17 protein-coding genes and 2 pseudogenes are annotated in these 17,254 nt (G+C 40.0%); 14 read left to right on the top strand and 5 right to left on the bottom strand.

The window, feature by feature from the left end; all coding sequences use genetic code 11:
• Positions 1 to 35 precede the first annotated feature (35 nt).
• From ODU34_RS01825 to ODU34_RS01810, 4 genes are all read left to right on the top strand, one after another.
• Positions 36 to 314 carry an autorepressor SdpR family transcription factor gene (locus ODU34_RS01825; protein ID WP_105179322.1) on the top strand — a complete coding sequence of 93 codons (279 nt, stop codon included), beginning with the start codon at positions 36 to 38 and terminating at the stop codon, positions 312 to 314.
• Positions 301 to 900: a DUF1648 domain-containing protein gene (locus ODU34_RS01820; protein ID WP_105179321.1), complete on the top strand. Its 600-nt coding sequence runs from the start codon at positions 301 to 303 to the stop codon at positions 898 to 900. The genes ODU34_RS01825 and ODU34_RS01820 overlap by 14 nt, the downstream gene beginning before the upstream one ends.
• A gap of 429 nt (positions 901 to 1,329) precedes the next feature.
• Entirely contained in the window at positions 1,330 to 1,743 is a 414-nt protein-coding gene (locus ODU34_RS01815) for a GNAT family N-acetyltransferase (protein ID WP_136647032.1), read from the top strand.
• A gap of 116 nt (positions 1,744 to 1,859) precedes the next feature.
• Positions 1,860 to 2,471, top strand: coding sequence for an FMN-dependent NADH-azoreductase (locus ODU34_RS01810; protein ID WP_136647033.1), 612 nt, complete (start codon positions 1,860 to 1,862; stop codon positions 2,469 to 2,471).
• A gap of 17 nt (positions 2,472 to 2,488) precedes the next feature.
• Here ODU34_RS01810 and ODU34_RS01805 read toward each other — a convergent pair whose 3' ends face one another.
• The 4 genes from ODU34_RS01805 to ODU34_RS01790 form a co-directional block, all read right to left on the bottom strand.
• Positions 2,489 to 2,761: a GIY-YIG nuclease family protein gene (locus ODU34_RS01805; protein WP_136647034.1), complete on the bottom strand. Its 273-nt coding sequence runs from the start codon at positions 2,759 to 2,761 to the stop codon at positions 2,489 to 2,491.
• Positions 2,751 to 3,500 (bottom strand): tRNA1(Val) (adenine(37)-N6)-methyltransferase, encoded by a 750-nt coding sequence (locus ODU34_RS01800; protein ID WP_398578334.1) that lies wholly within the window; start codon positions 3,498 to 3,500, stop codon positions 2,751 to 2,753. Before ODU34_RS01800 ends, ODU34_RS01805 begins: the two co-directional genes overlap by 11 nt.
• 80 nt (positions 3,501 to 3,580) lie before the next feature.
• Positions 3,581 to 3,832: a hypothetical protein gene (locus tag ODU34_RS01795; protein WP_044762743.1), complete on the bottom strand. Its 252-nt coding sequence runs from the start codon at positions 3,830 to 3,832 to the stop codon at positions 3,581 to 3,583.
• A gap of 9 nt (positions 3,833 to 3,841) precedes the next feature.
• Entirely contained in the window at positions 3,842 to 4,096 is a 255-nt protein-coding gene (locus ODU34_RS01790; RefSeq protein WP_398578333.1) for a hypothetical protein, read from the bottom strand.
• 478 nt (positions 4,097 to 4,574) lie between these two features.
• Between ODU34_RS01790 and ODU34_RS01785 the strand changes: the two are divergent.
• Both ODU34_RS01785 and ODU34_RS01780 read left to right on the top strand, forming a co-directional pair.
• A pseudogene (locus ODU34_RS01785) lies at positions 4,575 to 5,666 on the top strand (cystathionine gamma-synthase).
• Between the two features lie 3 nt (positions 5,667 to 5,669).
• A complete protein-coding gene (locus ODU34_RS01780) occupies positions 5,670 to 6,830 on the top strand; it encodes a MalY/PatB family protein (RefSeq protein WP_136647039.1) in 1,161 nt (386 codons plus the stop codon).
• Between the two features lie 27 nt (positions 6,831 to 6,857).
• On the opposite strand, the gene ODU34_RS01775 is transcribed toward ODU34_RS01780, so the two are convergent.
• A complete protein-coding gene (locus ODU34_RS01775; protein WP_136647040.1) occupies positions 6,858 to 7,700 on the bottom strand; it encodes an AraC family transcriptional regulator in 843 nt (280 codons plus the stop codon).
• A 105-nt stretch (positions 7,701 to 7,805) separates the two neighbouring features.
• On the opposite strand from ODU34_RS01775, the gene ODU34_RS01770 reads away from it, so the two are divergent.
• From ODU34_RS01770 to ODU34_RS01735, 8 genes and pseudogenes are all read left to right on the top strand, one after another.
• Entirely contained in the window at positions 7,806 to 9,980 is a 2,175-nt protein-coding gene (locus ODU34_RS01770; protein ID WP_136647041.1) for an alpha-galactosidase, read from the top strand.
• Positions 9,981 to 9,992: 12 nt separating this feature from the next.
• Positions 9,993 to 11,228, top strand: a complete 1,236-nt coding sequence (locus ODU34_RS01765) for an extracellular solute-binding protein (protein WP_136647042.1) — start codon at positions 9,993 to 9,995, stop codon at positions 11,226 to 11,228.
• Between the two features lie 134 nt (positions 11,229 to 11,362).
• Entirely contained in the window at positions 11,363 to 12,235 is an 873-nt protein-coding gene (locus ODU34_RS01760) for a carbohydrate ABC transporter permease (RefSeq protein WP_169051016.1), read from the top strand.
• A gap of 10 nt (positions 12,236 to 12,245) precedes the next feature.
• The gene (locus ODU34_RS01755; RefSeq protein ID WP_002937312.1) at positions 12,246 to 13,076 is read left to right on the top strand and encodes a carbohydrate ABC transporter permease; all 831 of its coding nucleotides are present in this window, start codon (positions 12,246 to 12,248) and stop codon (positions 13,074 to 13,076) included.
• A 69-nt stretch (positions 13,077 to 13,145) separates the two neighbouring features.
• A complete protein-coding gene (gtfA, locus tag ODU34_RS01750) occupies positions 13,146 to 14,594 on the top strand; it encodes a sucrose phosphorylase (RefSeq protein WP_136647044.1) in 1,449 nt (482 codons plus the stop codon).
• Positions 14,595 to 14,666: 72 nt separating this feature from the next.
• Positions 14,667 to 16,283, top strand: coding sequence for an alpha-glucosidase (locus ODU34_RS01745; RefSeq protein WP_205014759.1), 1,617 nt, complete (start codon positions 14,667 to 14,669; stop codon positions 16,281 to 16,283).
• Positions 16,284 to 16,362: 79 nt separating this feature from the next.
• Complete coding sequence (upp, locus tag ODU34_RS01740) at positions 16,363 to 16,992, top strand: uracil phosphoribosyltransferase (RefSeq protein WP_012027487.1); 630 nt, start codon at positions 16,363 to 16,365, stop codon at positions 16,990 to 16,992.
• Between the two features lie 178 nt (positions 16,993 to 17,170).
• Positions 17,171 to 17,254, top strand: a pseudogene (locus tag ODU34_RS01735) (IS200/IS605 family transposase); the annotation flags it as partial.

The raw sequence follows: 17,254 nt of genomic DNA, 5'->3' as shown, positions 1-17,254 counted from the left end.
AAATATTTCTAAATAGATGAGCAAGGAGGCTTATTATGGGATTGTCTGAAACCTTGAAGGCAATTTCTGCTCCTATTCGTAGGCAAATTCTAGATAGTCTTAAGTCGGGGTCGAAGTCTGCTGGGGAAATTGTAGAACAATTTCATTTAACAGGAGCAACAGTTTCTCATCATTTATCCACTTTGAAAAAAGCTGGATTAATTTTGGAGGAAAAGCAGAAAAATTTTATTTATTATCGTCTAAATTACACGGTCTTTGAAGAAGTCTTGGTTTGGATTGCAAGTTTAGGAGGACATCAAGATGAAGAAAATTGACATAAAAACTTTATTAGCAACTTCGAGTATATTTCTACTGATTGCTGTATTGATGATTTGTTACTATAAGGCATTGCCAGATACTATGGTGACACATTTTGGCGTAAATGGTGAGCCAAATAGCTCTATGGCCAAGTATATGATGATTTTGACACCGCTACTATTCTTTTGTGTTCACCTATTCATTTGTGTACTTTATGATGTGAAAGGGATAGGGAAAACACCAGTCATTCGAGTGGTCAAATGGCTTTTTCCGTTGCTGGCTCTCATCATTCAAGTTGCTTTACTCAGGTCTAACTTGGGAGGAGAATTAGATTACCGGAGACTTGTCATTGGACTGCTTGCTGTATATTATATGGTGATAGGAAATTATTTACCCAAGGAGGAATTGGACAGCAAGACCAATGAAATAGAAAGAAGTGGAAGAAAGCAGGCAGGCTATCTCTTCATTATTGGCGGGTTGTTGCAATTAGTAAGTTTGTTAGGTTCACCAACCATATCTATCCTTGCAATGATATTGGTTGGTATTTCTGTTGTAAGTCTTAGCATCTATTATGCTTATCTGCATATTAAAACCGCTTCATAATTGGAGCGGTTTTTGTTATACTAGAAGTAGCAAAACAGGAGGAAAGAACATGGGCGTTTTGACAATGGGTCGAGCCTTTGTATTCTAAAAAACAATATCGTCATTTAGTTTTTCTTTTATTACTTCGACGTAAGAGGAAACTCCGTTTCCTTATTTCCAACTTCAAACACTCCACTGGATTGTTTGAACTCGCCTTGCCTGATTGAAACAGTCTGGGGGATACGAATAGTCCGGTGGACTATTCGTACCTGAGCCTGAAAACAAAAAAGCGAAGTACATCAGCTGGTCACCTAGAAAAAAGAAAGCATTGAGTTATGCCTGTGGCTGTTGATGCGAACCTTGTTCGCTCTATTTCCAACCTCCAACTATCTACCAGATAGTTGGAGCGAGTACTAAAAGTAAACTAAAAGACTATACAAAGGAGAATACATGATTACTTACAAACAAGATCCTCAACTTGATTTTCAAGCTGTCCTTAACCTCTATGATTCAGTTGGTTGGACAAATTATACTGGCCGGCCTGCCATGTTACAGAAGGCTTTGGAACATAGCCTGTTTGTTCTTGCGGCCTTTGACGGTGATCGTCTCGTGGGTCTCTTGCGAGCAGTTGGTGACGGCCATTCAATCGTTTTTATTCAGGACATCTTGGTCCTGCCAACCTATCAGCGACAAGGAATTGGGCGTCAGCTTTTGGAGCAGGCCATTACCCACTTTTCAGGGATTTATCAGCTGCATCTCTTGACGGACAATACTGAGAAAACGCGGTCTTTCTATGAGGCAATTGGCTTTACAGCTGTTGATAGCCTAGACTGTATCGCCTACACCTATTTAAAAAAAAGATAACAGTTTTGAATGCAGAGGCTGGGAGACCAGCCTCTTGCTATGAGCAGATGATTTGAATTTCAAATCAAAAAGAGTAGAATAGAACTATCAATAATTAGTAATAAAGGAGATGAACAATGGCAACTGTATTAATTGTAAAAGCCCACCCCCTCGACGCACAAAAGTCCTATGCCTTGCGGGCTTTGGAAGAATTTCAAACTCGGTACGCCAGTTTGCATCCAGAAGATCGGATTGAACTAGTAGATGTTTTTGAAGACCAGATTCCCGCCTTAGACAAGTCCTTATTAGAGGCTATGGGAGCAGCAAAAAAAGGTATAGAAATCAGTCCTGAACAAGCGGAGCAGTTGGACCGCTACAATGCCTTGACCCAACAATTTCTTGCAGCAGATAAGATTGTCGTGGTCAATCCCCTTTGGAACCTCAATGTGCCAAGTCAATTAGTGTCATGGATTAATACCATTAACGTTGCAGGACTGACCTTCAAGTATGGACCTGAGGGCTCTATCGGTCTGGTCAAGGGCAAAAAATTGTTGCATATCCAGTCCAATGGTGGAGTTTACGCAGGTCAAGATCCAGCAGCCCAATACATCAAATCTATCTTTGAGTTTCTTGGATTTGAAGACATTCATCAGGTCTTCATCGAAGGACAATCGGCTGATCCAAGCCAGGCTCAAGCGATATTTGAAGAAGCTATGGAGAAAATTGATAATATTTTACTTCATTTCTAATAAAAAATAGCCAAGCTTCATTTGGAGAATGGCTTTTTTTGCATTTCTGCGATATAGTCTAACTTGCTCTGCCGACTGCGTTTCTTAAAGAGTGCCTCAGCGGACATAGCTTCCTGCTTACTAGCAAAGGCTTCTTGATAGAGCAGGCTGACAGGCAAGCGTCCGCGGGTGTACTTGGCCCCTTTCCCAAGATTATGGGTAGCAAGCCGCTTCTCCACATCAGTCGTATAACCAGTATAAAGACTCCCGTCGGCACATTCCAAGACATAAAAGTAGGCCTTATTTTCCATAATAAATCTCACGAATAGCCGGAGTATAGTCGCCGTTTTCTTCATGGACAACCAGAGGTGGCAGGATGTACAGACCGTCCACCGAGCCGTCCTTGATAGCCTCAATCAGTAACATATTGGCCTCCTTGCTGGCTTTGGGATAGACAAACTGGATCCGTTTGGGAGCCAGCTTGTAGGTCCTTAGCGTGTCTAAAATATCTAAAAATCGGTCGGGTCTGTGGACCATGGCCAAGCGACCATTGGATTTGAGCACCTGTTGGGCCACCTGGCAAATGCTGTCTAGGTTGGTTGCGATTTCATGTCTGGCTAGAAGATAATGCTCGCTTTCATTGAGGTTTGAACCCTCGTCTACCTTGAAGTAGGGAGGATTGCAGAGCATCAAATCCACCTTGGACCGCAAATCATACTGGGGCAGGTTTGCCAAGTCATCATTGATGATTGAAACTTGCTCCTCCAGACCATTGAGGGCGATGGAGCGGCGGTTCATGTCAGCAAGTCGTTCCTGCAACTCGACCTGAATAATCTGAGCCTTAGTACGTGTGGAGGCAAAGAGGCCCACTGCCCCATTTCCACTACAAAGGTCAACAATCAGCCCCTTCTGAGCAGGCATTTTTGGAAAACGAGAAAGGAGGACACTGTCGATCGAGTAGCTAAAAACCTCCCGGTTTTGAATAATCTGAACATCTGTCGAGAAGAGCTGGTCAATCCGCTCTCCGTCTAATAACTCAATTTTTTGCATGATTTTATTATATCATCTTTAGCAGAAAATCTCAGTCCATTTTGGAAGAAAAAAAGAGCGCATTCACCGCTCCGTTCAATCTAACTAAAAAATTCAATCCAAGCCCCGACCAGCAAGAAGGCGATACAGAGATAGATTTGCCAATTTGCTTTCAAGGTCCATTCTTTAGACCAAAAGGCACTACGGGCAGTACCGACAGTCGCAAACAGCAAGAGTGCAAGCCAGAGGCTAGGTCCCTTATTTAGCCATTCTCCTAGACTACCCAGCAATAACAGGATCATCAAATAAAAATTCAAACTCCGATAAAATTCTTTATTAAATTCCTTAAACATAGAAAATCCTCACAATACAAAGAAGGAAATGATTATCCAACTAGCAATCAATCCAATCGTCAGATAAATCTGCCATGTTTTTTTTATCCAGCTACGTGACTTAAAGAAAGCTAGATAACCAGCATAAAGTCCGACTCCAAGCTTGAGAAAATGGATAAACCAAAACGGTCCATTTACAACAGCATAAATCACTTGTAGGATACAAAGAATGGAGAAGTAAAATTCCCAAGTTCGATAAAATGTTCTATTGAATTGTTTAAACATTCTTGTCTCCTTTCAGCTATTTACCTAAAATAAAACGCAGGAAAATAATCAATACAATCAATCCGATATAGAAGATATAACCCATGCGAGTGAGCTCCTTTTCTTCTTTGAGGAAAAAAGCCCTGAAAATATGAATAGGAATGATTATTAGAATTAGGCTTGTATACCAGAGTGGCCACTGATCAAAGCTATCATTGGCAGTTGGTAGCAGAAAACAAATCCAAAATATCATAGAATAAAAATTACTGAAACGGTAGAAGTATTTGTTGAATCTGATTTTCATAATGACCACCTCTTTGTCATTATATCAAATTAATAATGGATAATCTAGCAAGTATATGTAAGGGGGGGAGATGTTGTTATAAAGAAAAACTATAACAAAGCTTGCTATTTTTCTATAAGTATTTTTGGATATTTTTCACACCAAATCTCCTATTTCATGCTAGACTAGATTGTAAGTTAGAATGGAGTAGATGTTATGACAGATTATAAGATTGATACGATTTTAGCGCATACGGGCATCAATAGCGATGAAAAAACTGGGGCATTGATTTCCCCTATTCACCTTTCGACGACCTATCAACACCCTGAGTTTGGTCAATCGACAGGTTATGACTACACGAGAACAAAAAATCCGACACGTGCCAGTCTAGAGACGACTTTGGCAGCTATTGAAAAGGCCGACTATGCCCTAGCAACGAGCTCGGGAATGGCTGCTCTGGCCTTACTTTTTAATGGTTTTCCTGTAGGGAGTCAAGTGGTAGCGGCGCGTGATTTGTACGGTGGTTCCTTCCGCTGGTTAAATGAGCAAGAGAGTATCGGTAGATTTCAATTTACCTATGCAAACACCGAGGAGGAGCTGATTGCAGCCATCACCGAAGAGACAGACTATGTTTATCTGGAGACGCCGACCAACCCACTCATGGTGGAGTTTGACATCGCCAAGGTTTCGGCTATCGCCCATGCCAAAGGTGCTAAGGTAATTGTCGATAACACTTTTTATAGCCCTATTTATCAAAATCCACTTGTTCTAGGAGCGGACGTTGTCCTACATTCAGCAACCAAGTACCTATCTGGGCATAATGATGTACTAGCTGGCGCTTTGATGACCAATGATCAAGCCCTATATGATAAGCTCTTTTATGACTAAAATACATCAGGTCCAACACTATCTCCACTGGATTCTTACTTACTCATGCGTGGACTCAAAACCCTCTCGCTTCGAATGGAGCGGGCGACACAAAATGCTCAGAAAATTGTTGCCTATTTGGAGAAGAGTCCAGCAGTCAAGCAAGTTTACTACACAGGCAAAGGTGGCATGATTTCAGTCAAGGTGGTAGATGAAAGTCGGATTCCCCATATTCTCAACACCCTGAAAGTCTTTACCTTTGCTGAAAGTCTGGGTGGAGTAGAGAGTCTGATTACCTATCCAGCCACTCAGACCCACGCAGACATTCCAGCTGAAACCCGTCATTCTTACGGTTTGACAGATGATTTGCTTCGTTTATCTATTGGTATAGAGGATGCGGAAGACTTGATTGCAGATTTAAAAACAGCCTTGGAGGGATAAGATATGACACAGTATAATTTTATAGATAGTCCGAATCGCCTATCCCAGCATGCGGAAAAATGGAGAAAAGTAGAGACGGATAAAGAACTCTTACCCTTGTGGATAGCAGATATGGACTTTGAGCCTCTACCAGAAATTCGCCAAGTTATCCGTGACTACGCAGATCATCATGTTTTTGGTTATCCTTATGCTAGTGACAGCCTCTATCAGTCTATTATTGACTGGGAAGATAGACAGCATGGCTATAAGATTGAAAGAGAGTCCGTCCTACTCATCGAAGGAGTTGTTCCTGCTTTATCTGTGGCTATTCAATCTTTGACAGAAGAAGGGGATGCAATCCTAATTAATACACCTGTCTATCTCCCCTTTGCGCGGACTGTAAAATTAAACAATCGTCAGCTAGTCACCAATTCACTAGTTGATGTGGATGGTATTTTTAGGCTTGATCTTGACCGGCTTGAAAAGGACATTGTAGAGAATCAAGTTAAACTCTATATTTTCTGTAATCCCCACAACCCAGGTGGTAGGGTTTGGACAAGAGAGGAAGTTTTGGCGATTGGACGTCTTTGTCAGAAACATGGTGTTATCCTTGTCTCAGATGAAATCCATCAAGATTTAACCTTGTATGGTCACAAGCATTATTCCTTTAACACAGTGGATGAAAGTTTTAAAGAGTTTTCAATCATCTTATCATCTGCGACCAAGACCTTCAATATCGCTGGTACAAAAAATAGCTTTGCAATCATTGAAAATCCAAGCATTCGCAAGACTTTCGCTAAGCATCAATTGATAAATAATCAGCACGAGATTCCAACAATTGGCTTGTTAACCACAGAAGCTGCTTTCACTTATGGAGATGAGTGGTTGAAGGAGTTGAAGGTTATTTTGGAGAGAAATATAGACTTTGTTGAGGAGTATTTGACAACCCATACAAGGATCAAGGTCATGAAGCCCCAGGGAACCTACCTCATCTGGCTTGATTTTTCTGCTTATGAGTTAGAGCATGCGGAGCTCTTTGATATTCTTCATTGTAAAGCGAAGTTGATTTTGAATGATGGTTTGACCTTTGGTAAGGAAGGTAAGCACCATGCACGTCTAAATGTGGCAGCTCCATTTGATGTCATTGAAGAAGCCTGTCAACGACTTAGAAACGTTTTTGGATAAAGAAATAAGGACTAGGTGTGAGTAAAATCACCTAATCCTTATTTTTTGTGTTTTTCGAAATTCTGTCGGGCTCATATGGAAATAATTTTTGAAGGCCGCGCTGAAGGTGAGAGGGTCTTGGTAGCCGACAGAATAGGCGATTTCAGTGATACTCCAAGAAGCATCTTCTAATAGTTGACAAGAACGATTCATTTTTACTTGTAAAATATAATCTTTGATAGAATAGCCAGTTTCCTGCTTAAAAATTTTATAGAGATAGCTTCGGCTTAGAGCTAGAAAATCTGCTATTTCAGAAACTTTAATTGGGTGAGCATAGTGGTTATGGATCATCTTGATGGCTTGCTGAACATAATGCTTGGTTTGTGTTTCAGGCTTAATTAATGTTTCACTTGGAAATTCCTCGATGAGTGCTGCTAAGAGTTGATTGAGATAGCCAATTAAGACCAATTCTGTGATAGAGGGGATGGGATGCATCTGAACATGGTTAATCTGATGCATGTAGCCTAGAATTGGTGACTCTAGATTGGAGTGGAGGTAGTAGTTTTCTAGCAGTTGACTTTGATTCAGTAGGTCTTTTGCTCGTGAACCACTAAAACCAACCCATATATAGGTCCAAGGATCTATATCATCAGCTTGATAGAAAATGGAAACATCCTTTGGAAGAATAAATAAATCGCCTGCAGCAAGATAGCTTGTTTTTCCATCAACAAGAATTTTTCCTCGTCCTTTTGTAATAAAATGCAGGACAAAATTATCACGGATAGTAGGACCGAAGGAATAGCCCTTGTCACATTGTTCGGCACCGTAATGGTCTACATTTAGGTCAAAGTTGTGACTATCAAGCTCGTTATAGATGTTCAGAATATTCATCTTACTCCTCCTTAGGAAACATTATAACATGTTTTAAATACAAAAGGCTATTAAATAAAGCGTTTTCATTTCGTAAAATAATAGCATAAAGAAGAGATGGGAGAGATGAATGTGATTGAGATTTATAATGAAAAACAGATTTTTCACCTGAAAACAAGAGAATTCTCTTATATCATCCAAGTGTTGGAAACAGGAGATCTGGTTCATCGTTATTTTGGGAAAAAAATCGAAAAATTTAGCGATGGAAACAAAATAACATATTTAGATCGATCGTTTTCTCCGAGTCCAATTACTGGGGATAGGACATACTCATTGGATGTCCTCCCGCTCGAATATTCTAGCAATGGTCTGGGAGATTTTAGAACCTCAGCACTAGATGTTCGGAACGAATTTGGGGTTACTCTTGACCTAAAATACAAAGAGTATCGATTATACAAGGGGAAAAAAGAACTGAGGGGATTACCAGCAAGTTTTGGAAATCAAGAAGAGGTAGAGAGTCTTGAAATTGATCTTTATGATCAGTTGACAGATGTTACCGTAACACTTCAGTATTCTGTTTTTGAAGAAGCTTCTTATCTCGCACGGTCAGCTACAATTCAAACTGGCAAATATCCATGCAAACTAGAGAAGGTCTTGTCTGCAACTCTTGATTTTCCACATCAAGATTTCATTGTTCACAGCTTGACAGGACGCTATGCTTATGAAAAAGAGTGGACACAGACCCCATTGACAAAAGGTCAGTATTCGATTGGTAGCATTCGAGGTGCTTCAAGTCACTCAAGAACACCCTTCTTAGCACTAGCCTCACCCGATGCAAGTGAGGACAAGGGCGATGTTTATGCGGCCCACCTTGTCTATAGTGGCAACTTTACAGCATTTGTCGAAACGACAGCCATGGAAACCAGTCGATTGGGATTAGGATTGGAAAGTCACTATTTCTCATGGCAATTGGATAAGGATGACCGGTTTCAAACTCCAGAAGTTCTCTTTTCGTATACTGATAAAGGATTTACTGGCATGACACAAAATAGTCATCACTTTATCACAAAACACCTCATTCGATCATCGTTTGTAAACAAACCAAGGCCCATTTTAATCAACAACTGGGAAGCGACCTATTTTGAATTTACAGAAGAAAAGATTTTACAGTTAGCTCAGGTCGCAAGTCGAGCTGGTATTGAATTATTTGTTCTGGATGATGGTTGGTTTGGTAAACGAAACAATGATGAAAGTTCATTGGGCGATTGGAAAGTCAATTTGGATAAGTTGCCAAATGGTTTGAATGGCTTAGCAGAGCGAATAAATGAGCTTGGCATGAAATTCGGACTGTGGTTTGAACCGGAGATGATTTCTATTGATAGCGATCTTTATCGTGAACATCCTGATTGGGCAATTCGCACAGAAGGACGCTTACCAATTTACAGCCGAGAACAATTAGTGTTGGATTTGACCAAGCAGGAAGTCTGTGACTACATCATTGATAGCGTCTCTTCAATATTAGAATCAGCCAATATTTCTTATGTAAAATGGGATATGAACCGTAATATCACCAATATCCCTGAAGGTTTAGCAAATGACCAGCGCTTTGAGTTCCACCATCGTTACATGCTAGGTCTCTACCGTGTATTAGACAACCTTACCAAGCGGTTCCCAGATATTCTTTTCGAATCCTGTGCAGGCGGTGGAGGTCGTAATGATTTGGGAATCATGTATTACATGCCGCAAGCTTGGGCAAGTGATGATACAGATGCGATTGAGCGCTTATCTATTCAAGAAGGTACTAGTTTGATTTATCCCCCTTCCTCAATTGGCGCACACGTTTCTGCCGTTCCTAACCACCAGGTTGGTCGTATCACACCTCTTGCTACACGGGGTAACGTGGCTATGATGGGAGGAGCATTTGGTTACGAGCTGGATTTAATGAAACTTTCGGAAAAGGAATTGGATGAAATCAGTCAGAAAATCGAAACCTATCACTCCATTCGTGAAACTATACAATTCGGTCAGCTCTACCGTCTGAAAAAGACGACCAATACCTGGGCTGCCAATTATGTTAGTCAAGATAAGAATCAAGCGGTCTTTACATTTGTAAAAATTCTTGCCAAGCCAGAAGCGCCTTTGCTTCATGTTCGGTTGAAGGGGCTAGACCCAGATGCCTTGTATGGATGCCCACAATTAGGAGAGACATTCTACGGGGATGAATTGATGAACATTGGGCTTACAATGCCACATGTTCAAAAAGATTATTTTAGTGTACAATATATTTTTAACAAAATCTAGGAGGATTTTATAATGAAAATGAAAACATTTTTAAAATGTGCATCGGTTTGTGCTTTTGCCAGCTTTTTGGTTGCTTGTGGGAATGCAAGTAGTAGCGATAAGGTAGAAATTGAATATTTCTCACAAAAACCTGAAATGCAAGCAACTCTGCAGGAAATTATTGATGATTTTGAAAAAGAAAATCCTACGATTGATGTTAAATTTTCAAATGTACCAGATGCAGGAACTGTTCTGAAAACCCGTATGGCAAATAACGAAGCGCCAGATGTCATCAACATTTATCCACAAAATGCGGACTTCAAAGCATATGCAGCGGATGGTCGTTTCCTAGAAATTGGTGATGATGCAGGTCTTAGTCATCTAAAAGATGGTGCTGTAACGCCTTATCTTGTTAATGAAAAAAATTACACCCTTCCTTTGACAGCTAATGCTTATGGTATTTACTATAATAAAGATAAGTTCAAAGAGTTGGGACTGGAAGTTCCGACTACCTATGCAGAATTTGTAGCTTTGATAGACAAAATCAAGGCTGATGGTAGTGCAGCACCGTTTGCTCTTTCATTAAACGATGCTTGGTCATTGAACGGCTACCATCAGTTAGCTTGGGTAACTGTTGCGGGTGGTTTTGATGGTGCTGAAGATATTCTAATCCGCAGTGCAAAGGGAGCGATTCAAGATGATGCTACAACAAAAGCTGTCTTAGAACGCTTGCAACTACTGACTGATAATGGACAAAAAGGTGCGACAGGCGCGCTCTATGCAGATGCAGTCGCAAGTTTTGCAGCAGGTGATGCTCTCATGCTTCCACAAGGTACATGGGCAGCTACAGCTGTTAACCAACAAGAACCAGAATTTGAATATGGTATGTTTACATTCCCTGGTGATAAAGAAGGGGGCGACTATACCATCGGTGCAGCTGACCTTGCTCTATCTATTTCCGCAGATACAGAGCACCCAGAAGAGTCTAAAAAATTCCTAGAATACCTCTCACGTCCAGAAGTTATCCAGAAATACTATGATGTAGATGGCTCACCAACTTCAGTTGAAGGTGTAAATACAGAAGGTAAGTTTGAAGAAACTGCTGGAGTGACACAATATGCCTTCGCTGACAAACATGTAGTTTGGTTGCAATCTGAATGGGAATCAGAAGAAGAGTTCTGGAATATCACTGTTGAAATGGTTAAAAATCCAAACTCAGCAGAATTAGTGAAAAAACTGAATGTGTTCTTTGACCCAATGAAAAAATAATCCAGGAAAACTATAAGCAGAGGCTAGTTGTAGCCTAGCCTCCTTATAGTTGCCTAGTGTCAGTTTTAGTAACCCTATGGGATTCCTTGAACTGAGACTAAGCAACTATAACTTTATCAAAAAGGAGTACCATGATGAATCAAAAAGGATTTATTGCTAAATATTGGCCCTATCTATTTGTTGCCATACCAATTGGCTTACAGTTAATCTTTTTCTTCTATCCCCTATTTACAGGTATCTATTATAGTTTGACGGATTGGAATGGGTTGACATCTGATTTCAAACTAATCGGTATTCAGAATTACTTAGATATTTTAAAAAATCCTGATTTTTATACTTCCATGACTTTTACCATTATCTTCACCATTGGTTTGGTCATCGGAGAAATTGTTATAGGGATTTGGTTGGCTAGTCTCCTCAATCGTAAGATTAAAGCAGTTGGTTTCTTTAGAACCTGGTATTTCTTCCCAGCAGTGCTATCCACAGTCACTTTGGGTTTGATTTTCGTTCAGCTGTTCAACTATGGTTTCACACAAATTGGTGAGATTCTGCATATCGATTGGTTGATGGAAAACTTATTGGTACAAGAAAATACGGTTATTCCAGCTGTACTTTTTGTGGCTCTTTGGCAAGGGTTGGCGATGCCGGTTATCATCTTCTTGTCTGGTCTGCAAAGTATTCCAGAAGATGTGAAGGAAGCGGCTGCAATCGATGGTGCAAGTCGTTCTCAACAGTTCTTCAACATTGAGCTTCCATTCTTATTGCCATCTATCAGTATGGTTTTCATCTTGGCTATGAAATCAGGTTTGACAGCATTTGATTTTATCTTTGCATTGACAAGTGGTGGTCCAGATGGCAAAACAGAGTCCTTGGGCTTACTCGTTTACAACTATGCCTTTGTAGACAACAAATTCTCTTATGCCAATGCTTTGGCAGTAGTGCTCTTCATCTTCATAATTGTCATCTCATTGGTTCAGATGAGAATTTCGAAGAAATTTGAAATTTAGGAGGACTGACATGAATACTCAGAAACAAAAAAATTGGTGGGTCTATCTCGTGCTCTTCAGCGGTATTCTCTTCATGTTTATTCCGCTACTTGTGACCATTATCAGCTCATTCAAACCAACCAAGGAAATTACCAGTAATTTCTTTGGTCTTCCTGAAAATTTTACTTTAAACAACTACGAACGCTTGTTTAATGATGGTATTGTACAATATTTTGGCAATTCTGCCTTGATTACGATTGTTGCTGTTGGTTTGATTCTACTTGTTATTCCAATGGCAGCTTTCGCCGTAGCCCGTCAAATGAAACGCCAGACAGTGTTTAACTTTATCTACTTTTTCTTGATTATTGGGATTTTTGTACCCTTCCAAGTGATTATGCTCCCAATGACCAAATTAATGTCAAGCCTTGGTTTAAACAATATTGTCGGTTTGATTATTCTATATTTGACCTATGCAGTTCCTCAGGCCCTCTTCCTCTACGTCGGCTATATTAAGACCATTGTTCCTGAAGAAATGGATGAGGCGGCAGCTATTGATGGCTGTGATAAATTTACCATGTATTGGAAAATCATTTTCCCACTCATGAAACCTATGCATGCAACTGTTTTGATTATCAATGCCCTCTGGGTCTGGAACGATTTCCTCTTGCCTTTACTAGTATTGAACCGTGATCAAAGCATGTGGACTTTACCTCTTTTCCAATACAACTATCAAGGCATGTATTTCAGTGATTATGGACCATCATTTGCTTCCTATGTTGTAGGAATTATCCCAATCCTACTTGTCTACCTCATCTTCCAAAAACATATTATTTCAGGTATGACGAGTGGTTCTGTCAAATAAATCTAAAGGTTGACTTGTTCAACCTTTTCTAACAAAGAAAAAAGAAAAGGCTTACAAAGGAGAATATCTATGAAAATTAAAAATCAAGCTATGTTGATTACTTATTCGGATAGTTTAGGAAAGAATCTCAAGGATTTGAAAAAGGTTCTTGAGGGGCCATTAAAGGATGTTGTGGGAGGTATCCATATTCTGCCGTTTTTCCCATCATCAGGTGACCGTGGGTTTGCGCCAATGGATTATACAAAAGTAGATCCTGCATTTGGAGATTGGTCAGATATTGAAGCATTGAGCAAGGACTATTATCTGATGTTTGACTTTATGATCAATCATATTTCTGCAAAATCTCCTTATTTCCTTGATTTTCTTGAAAAGAAAGACGATTCAGCTTATGCGGATTTGTTTATTCGCTATAAAAACTTTTGGCCAAATGGTGAACCAACGCAAGAAGATGTTGATTTGATATACAAACGCAAAACTCGTGCTCCATATAGAATTGCAACATTTGCTGATGGTAGCGAGGAGAAGGTATGGTGTACCTTTGATGAGCAACAGATTGACTTGGATGTGACTACAGAGACAACACGTCGGTTCATCCAAGAAAATTTGGAGCAGTTGGCAGAACATGGTGCTTCGATTATTCGCTTGGACGCCTTTGCTTATGCCAATAAAAAAATAGGAACCAACTGTTTCTTTGTGGAGCCTGATATTTGGGAAATGCTTCATTTTCCACGTCAGTTATTGGCACCAAAAGATGTAGAAATCTTACCAGAAATTCATGAACACTATACCATTCAGCAAAAAATTACGGAACAGGATTATTATGTTTATGACTTTGCCTTGCCAATGCTGGTTCTCCACGCCTTGTATTCTGGTCATGTCAATCGCCTGGTTCACTGGATGGAGATTTGCCCTCGCAAGCAATTTACAACTCTTGATACACATGATGGAATCGGTGTTGTGGACGTTAAGGATTTGCTGACGGATGAAGAGACAGAGGAAACGCGTGAAGCCTTATATGCACAAGGTGCCAATGTAAAGAAAATTTATAGTACAGAAGCCTATAATAATTTGGATATTTATCAGATTAACTGTACATATTATTCTGCCCTTGGCAATAACGATCAAGCTTACCTATTAGCGCGTGTTCTTCAATGTTTTGCACCAGGTATTCCACAGATTTACTATGTTGGTTTACTTGCAGGCGAAAATGATATTGAACTTTTAGAATCAAGTAAGGAAGGCCGCAATATTAATCGCCATTACTATGATTTGGAAGAAATTGAGCACGAAGTACAACGGCCAGTTGTACAATCCTTGTTCAAACTCCTTAAATTCCGCAATACAAGTCCAGCTTTCGACGGAGAGTTCTCTGTTAAGATGCTCGATGAAACAAGTATGGAAATTTTCTGGAATAATCAAGATGCAGGGGTATCTGCCCGCCTAACAGCAAACCTAAAAGAAAAAAACTTTGAAATTGTTGAAATAGAAGAGGGCAAAATTACCACAATTGAGTTATAATATGATTATATAGAAAGAGGGGGACTCCCTTTTTTCTTGCGTAAATAAGATTGTACAGAAAGGATCAATCAAATGTCAGAAATACAAAAGACAGATTGGTGGAAGAAGTCCGTCATTTACCAAATTTACCCTCGTAGTTTTCAAGATTCAAATGGAGATGGAGTAGGGGATATTCAAGGGATTATCAGCCGATTAGATTATCTTCACGAGCTAGGAATTGATGCTATTTGGCTCAGTCCTGTTTATCAGTCCCCCATGGATGACAATGGTTACGACATCAGCGACTACCAAGGAATTGCTCCAGAATTTGGGACCATGGAAGATATGGAAGAGCTGATTGCAGAAGGCCATAAGCGCAATATCAAAATAATCATGGATTTGGTGCTCAATCATACCTCGGATGAACATTTTTGGTTTCAAGAAGCCCTCAAAGGACCAGATAATCCCTATTATGATTATTATGTTTGGGCTGATGAGCCGAATGAATTACGCTCGACCTTTTCAGGCTCTGCTTGGGAATACGTTCCACATCTGAACAAATACTATCTCCACCAATTCTCTGTTAAGCAACCGGATTTGAACTGGAAAAATCCTGCTCTGAAACAAGAAATCTGGGACATGATCAATTTTTGGATTGAAAAAGGTGTCGGCGGTTTCAGGCTAGATGTGATTGATTTGATTGGAAAAGAACCGGAAAAATTAATTACAGCCGATGGACCGACTCTCCATCCTCTTATTCAGGAATTAAATGAGAAAACCTTTGGTGCATACGATTTAGTGACTGTTGGGGAAACCTGGAGTGCCAATCCAGAAAATGCTCAGTTATATTCGCACCCTGACCGAAAAGAATTTTCGATGATTTTCCAATTTGAACACGTAGGACTTGATCAGCAGGAAGGGAAAGAAAAGTGGGATTTGGCACCGCTTGATCCAGCTCGTTTGCATAAGGTTCTATCCAAATGGCAGACTGAACTGGTTGGTAAAGGCTGGAACTCTCTTTTCTGGAATAACCACGATTTACCTCGTGCCATTTCTCGCTTCGGTGATGATCGACCTGCATTTCGTGAGCTAAGTGGTAAAATGTTGGCTATTTATCTTCATTTTATGTCAGGGACACCTTATATCTACCAAGGTGAGGAAATCGGTATGATCAATACTCCGATTACAGATATTAGCCAAGCGGACGATATTGAAACACGTCGCATGTATGCGGAACGGATTGAAAATGGCTTTACCAAGGAGGAATTGATTACTTCTATAAATGCCAAAGGTCGTGATAATGCTCGCCGTCCAATGCAATGGACAGGAGCAGAAGGAGCGGGATTCAGTACAGGTCAAGCCTGGCTGGCTTTGGGAGATACTGTCAAAGACATCAACGTTGAAAAAGCACTTGCAGACAAACAATCGCTTTTCTATACCTATCAAAAATTAATTGCTCTTCGGAAAGAGTATCCTTGCATGTCTGAAGGAAAATATGAAGTGATGGAGACTGAAAATAGCTCGGTAATGGCCTACCGTAAATATGATGAACAGGATGATTTCATCATATTAGTAAACTTTTCAAGCCAGGAGCAGGCTTATACTATAGCTGTGGAAGAATATTCTATTTTCATGAACAATTATGAAAACGAAGAGGCGATTAATAAAGGGATGTTGAGACCTTTTGAAGCTATCGTTTTCAAAAAATAAATAAATTTGCCATATTCTCAAGCATTTTTTCAATTTTTTTGGTAAAATAGAAAAAACAAAAAAGAGAGGTTTTATCATCATGGGGAAATTCCAAGTCATTTCACACCCACTCATTCAGCATAAGTTGTCTATCCTTCGTCGTACATCTACTTCAACAAAGGATTTTCGTGAGTTGGTTAATGAAATCGCGATGCTGATGGGTTACGAAGTTTTGCGTGACTTGCCACTTGAAGATGTGGAGATTGAAACGCCAATCACTAAAACAGTTCAGAAACAAATTGCAGGTAAAAAATTAGCTATCGTACCAATTCTTCGTGCAGGTGTTGGTATGGTTGATGGTTTGCTAAGCTTGGTACCAGCAGCTAAAGTTGGTCACATCGGTATGTACCGCGATGAAGAAACCCTTCAACCCGTTGAGTATCTTGTGAAATTACCAGAAGACATTGATCAACGTCATATTTTTGTAGTTGACCCAATGCTTGCTACAGGTGGTTCAGCTATTCTTGCAGTTGATTCATTGAAAAAACGTGGTGCTTCAAATATCAAATTTGTTGCTCTTGTTTCAGCTCCAGAAGGTGTAAAAGCTCTTCAAGATGCACATCCAGACATTGATATTTACACAGCAGCTTTGGATGAAAAACTCAATGAAAAAGGCTACATCGTACCAGGTTTGGGAGATGCAGGTGACCGCTTGTTCGGTACAAAATAATTGATTAAAAGGAATCAGCTCTGCTGGTTTCTTTTTCATTATGGCTTCGAGCCAGTTTTTCTCGTAGAGAAAAACAAGAAAACCACCAGCTATGCTGGTGGCTGACAAGGCTTTGAGCTTCCATTTCTTTTTCCTGATATAATCTAATTGTTCAGGTTAGATAAAGGAGGAAAAAGAAATGGCTAAAACCAGTTACAGTTTATCACATACCAAATGGATGTACAAATATCACATAGTTTTCACACCTAAGTACCGTAGAAAA

The organism is Streptococcus sp. 2018WUSS126, assembly GCF_044427425.1.
In the GTDB taxonomy this organism is placed as follows: domain Bacteria; phylum Bacillota; class Bacilli; order Lactobacillales; family Streptococcaceae; genus Streptococcus; species Streptococcus hashimotonensis.
The sequence above is the reverse complement of the archived record's forward strand: the minus strand, read 5'-3'. Positions and strand labels throughout refer to the sequence as shown.

Excerpts from the sequence above, each read along its gene's own strand:
- upp (WP_012027487.1), top strand. The coding sequence starts at position 16,363 with ATGGGGAAATTCCAAGTCATTTCACACCCACTCATTCAGCATAAGTTG.
- ODU34_RS01775 (WP_136647040.1), bottom strand. The coding sequence starts at position 7,700 with ATGAATATTCTGAACATCTATAACGAGCTTGATAGTCACAACTTTGAC.
- ODU34_RS01760 (WP_169051016.1), top strand. The coding sequence starts at position 11,363 with ATGAATCAAAAAGGATTTATTGCTAAATATTGGCCCTATCTATTTGTT.
- gtfA (WP_136647044.1), top strand. The coding sequence starts at position 13,146 with ATGAAAATTAAAAATCAAGCTATGTTGATTACTTATTCGGATAGTTTA.
- ODU34_RS01755 (WP_002937312.1), top strand. The coding sequence starts at position 12,246 with ATGAATACTCAGAAACAAAAAAATTGGTGGGTCTATCTCGTGCTCTTC.
- ODU34_RS01810 (WP_136647033.1), top strand. The coding sequence starts at position 1,860 with ATGGCAACTGTATTAATTGTAAAAGCCCACCCCCTCGACGCACAAAAG.
- ODU34_RS01765 (WP_136647042.1), top strand. The coding sequence starts at position 9,993 with ATGAAAATGAAAACATTTTTAAAATGTGCATCGGTTTGTGCTTTTGCC.
- ODU34_RS01745 (WP_205014759.1), top strand. The coding sequence starts at position 14,667 with ATGTCAGAAATACAAAAGACAGATTGGTGGAAGAAGTCCGTCATTTAC.
- ODU34_RS01820 (WP_105179321.1), top strand. The coding sequence starts at position 301 with ATGAAGAAAATTGACATAAAAACTTTATTAGCAACTTCGAGTATATTT.
- ODU34_RS01815 (WP_136647032.1), top strand. The coding sequence starts at position 1,330 with ATGATTACTTACAAACAAGATCCTCAACTTGATTTTCAAGCTGTCCTT.
- ODU34_RS01795 (WP_044762743.1), bottom strand. The coding sequence starts at position 3,832 with ATGTTTAAGGAATTTAATAAAGAATTTTATCGGAGTTTGAATTTTTAT.
- ODU34_RS01770 (WP_136647041.1), top strand. The coding sequence starts at position 7,806 with ATGAATGTGATTGAGATTTATAATGAAAAACAGATTTTTCACCTGAAA.
- ODU34_RS01790 (WP_398578333.1), bottom strand. The coding sequence starts at position 4,096 with ATGTTTAAACAATTCAATAGAACATTTTATCGAACTTGGGAATTTTAC.
- ODU34_RS01780 (WP_136647039.1), top strand. The coding sequence starts at position 5,670 with ATGACACAGTATAATTTTATAGATAGTCCGAATCGCCTATCCCAGCAT.
- ODU34_RS01825 (WP_105179322.1), top strand. The coding sequence starts at position 36 with ATGGGATTGTCTGAAACCTTGAAGGCAATTTCTGCTCCTATTCGTAGG.
- ODU34_RS01800 (WP_398578334.1), bottom strand. The coding sequence starts at position 3,500 with ATGCAAAAAATTGAGTTATTAGACGGAGAGCGGATTGACCAGCTCTTC.
- ODU34_RS01805 (WP_136647034.1), bottom strand. The coding sequence starts at position 2,761 with ATGGAAAATAAGGCCTACTTTTATGTCTTGGAATGTGCCGACGGGAGT.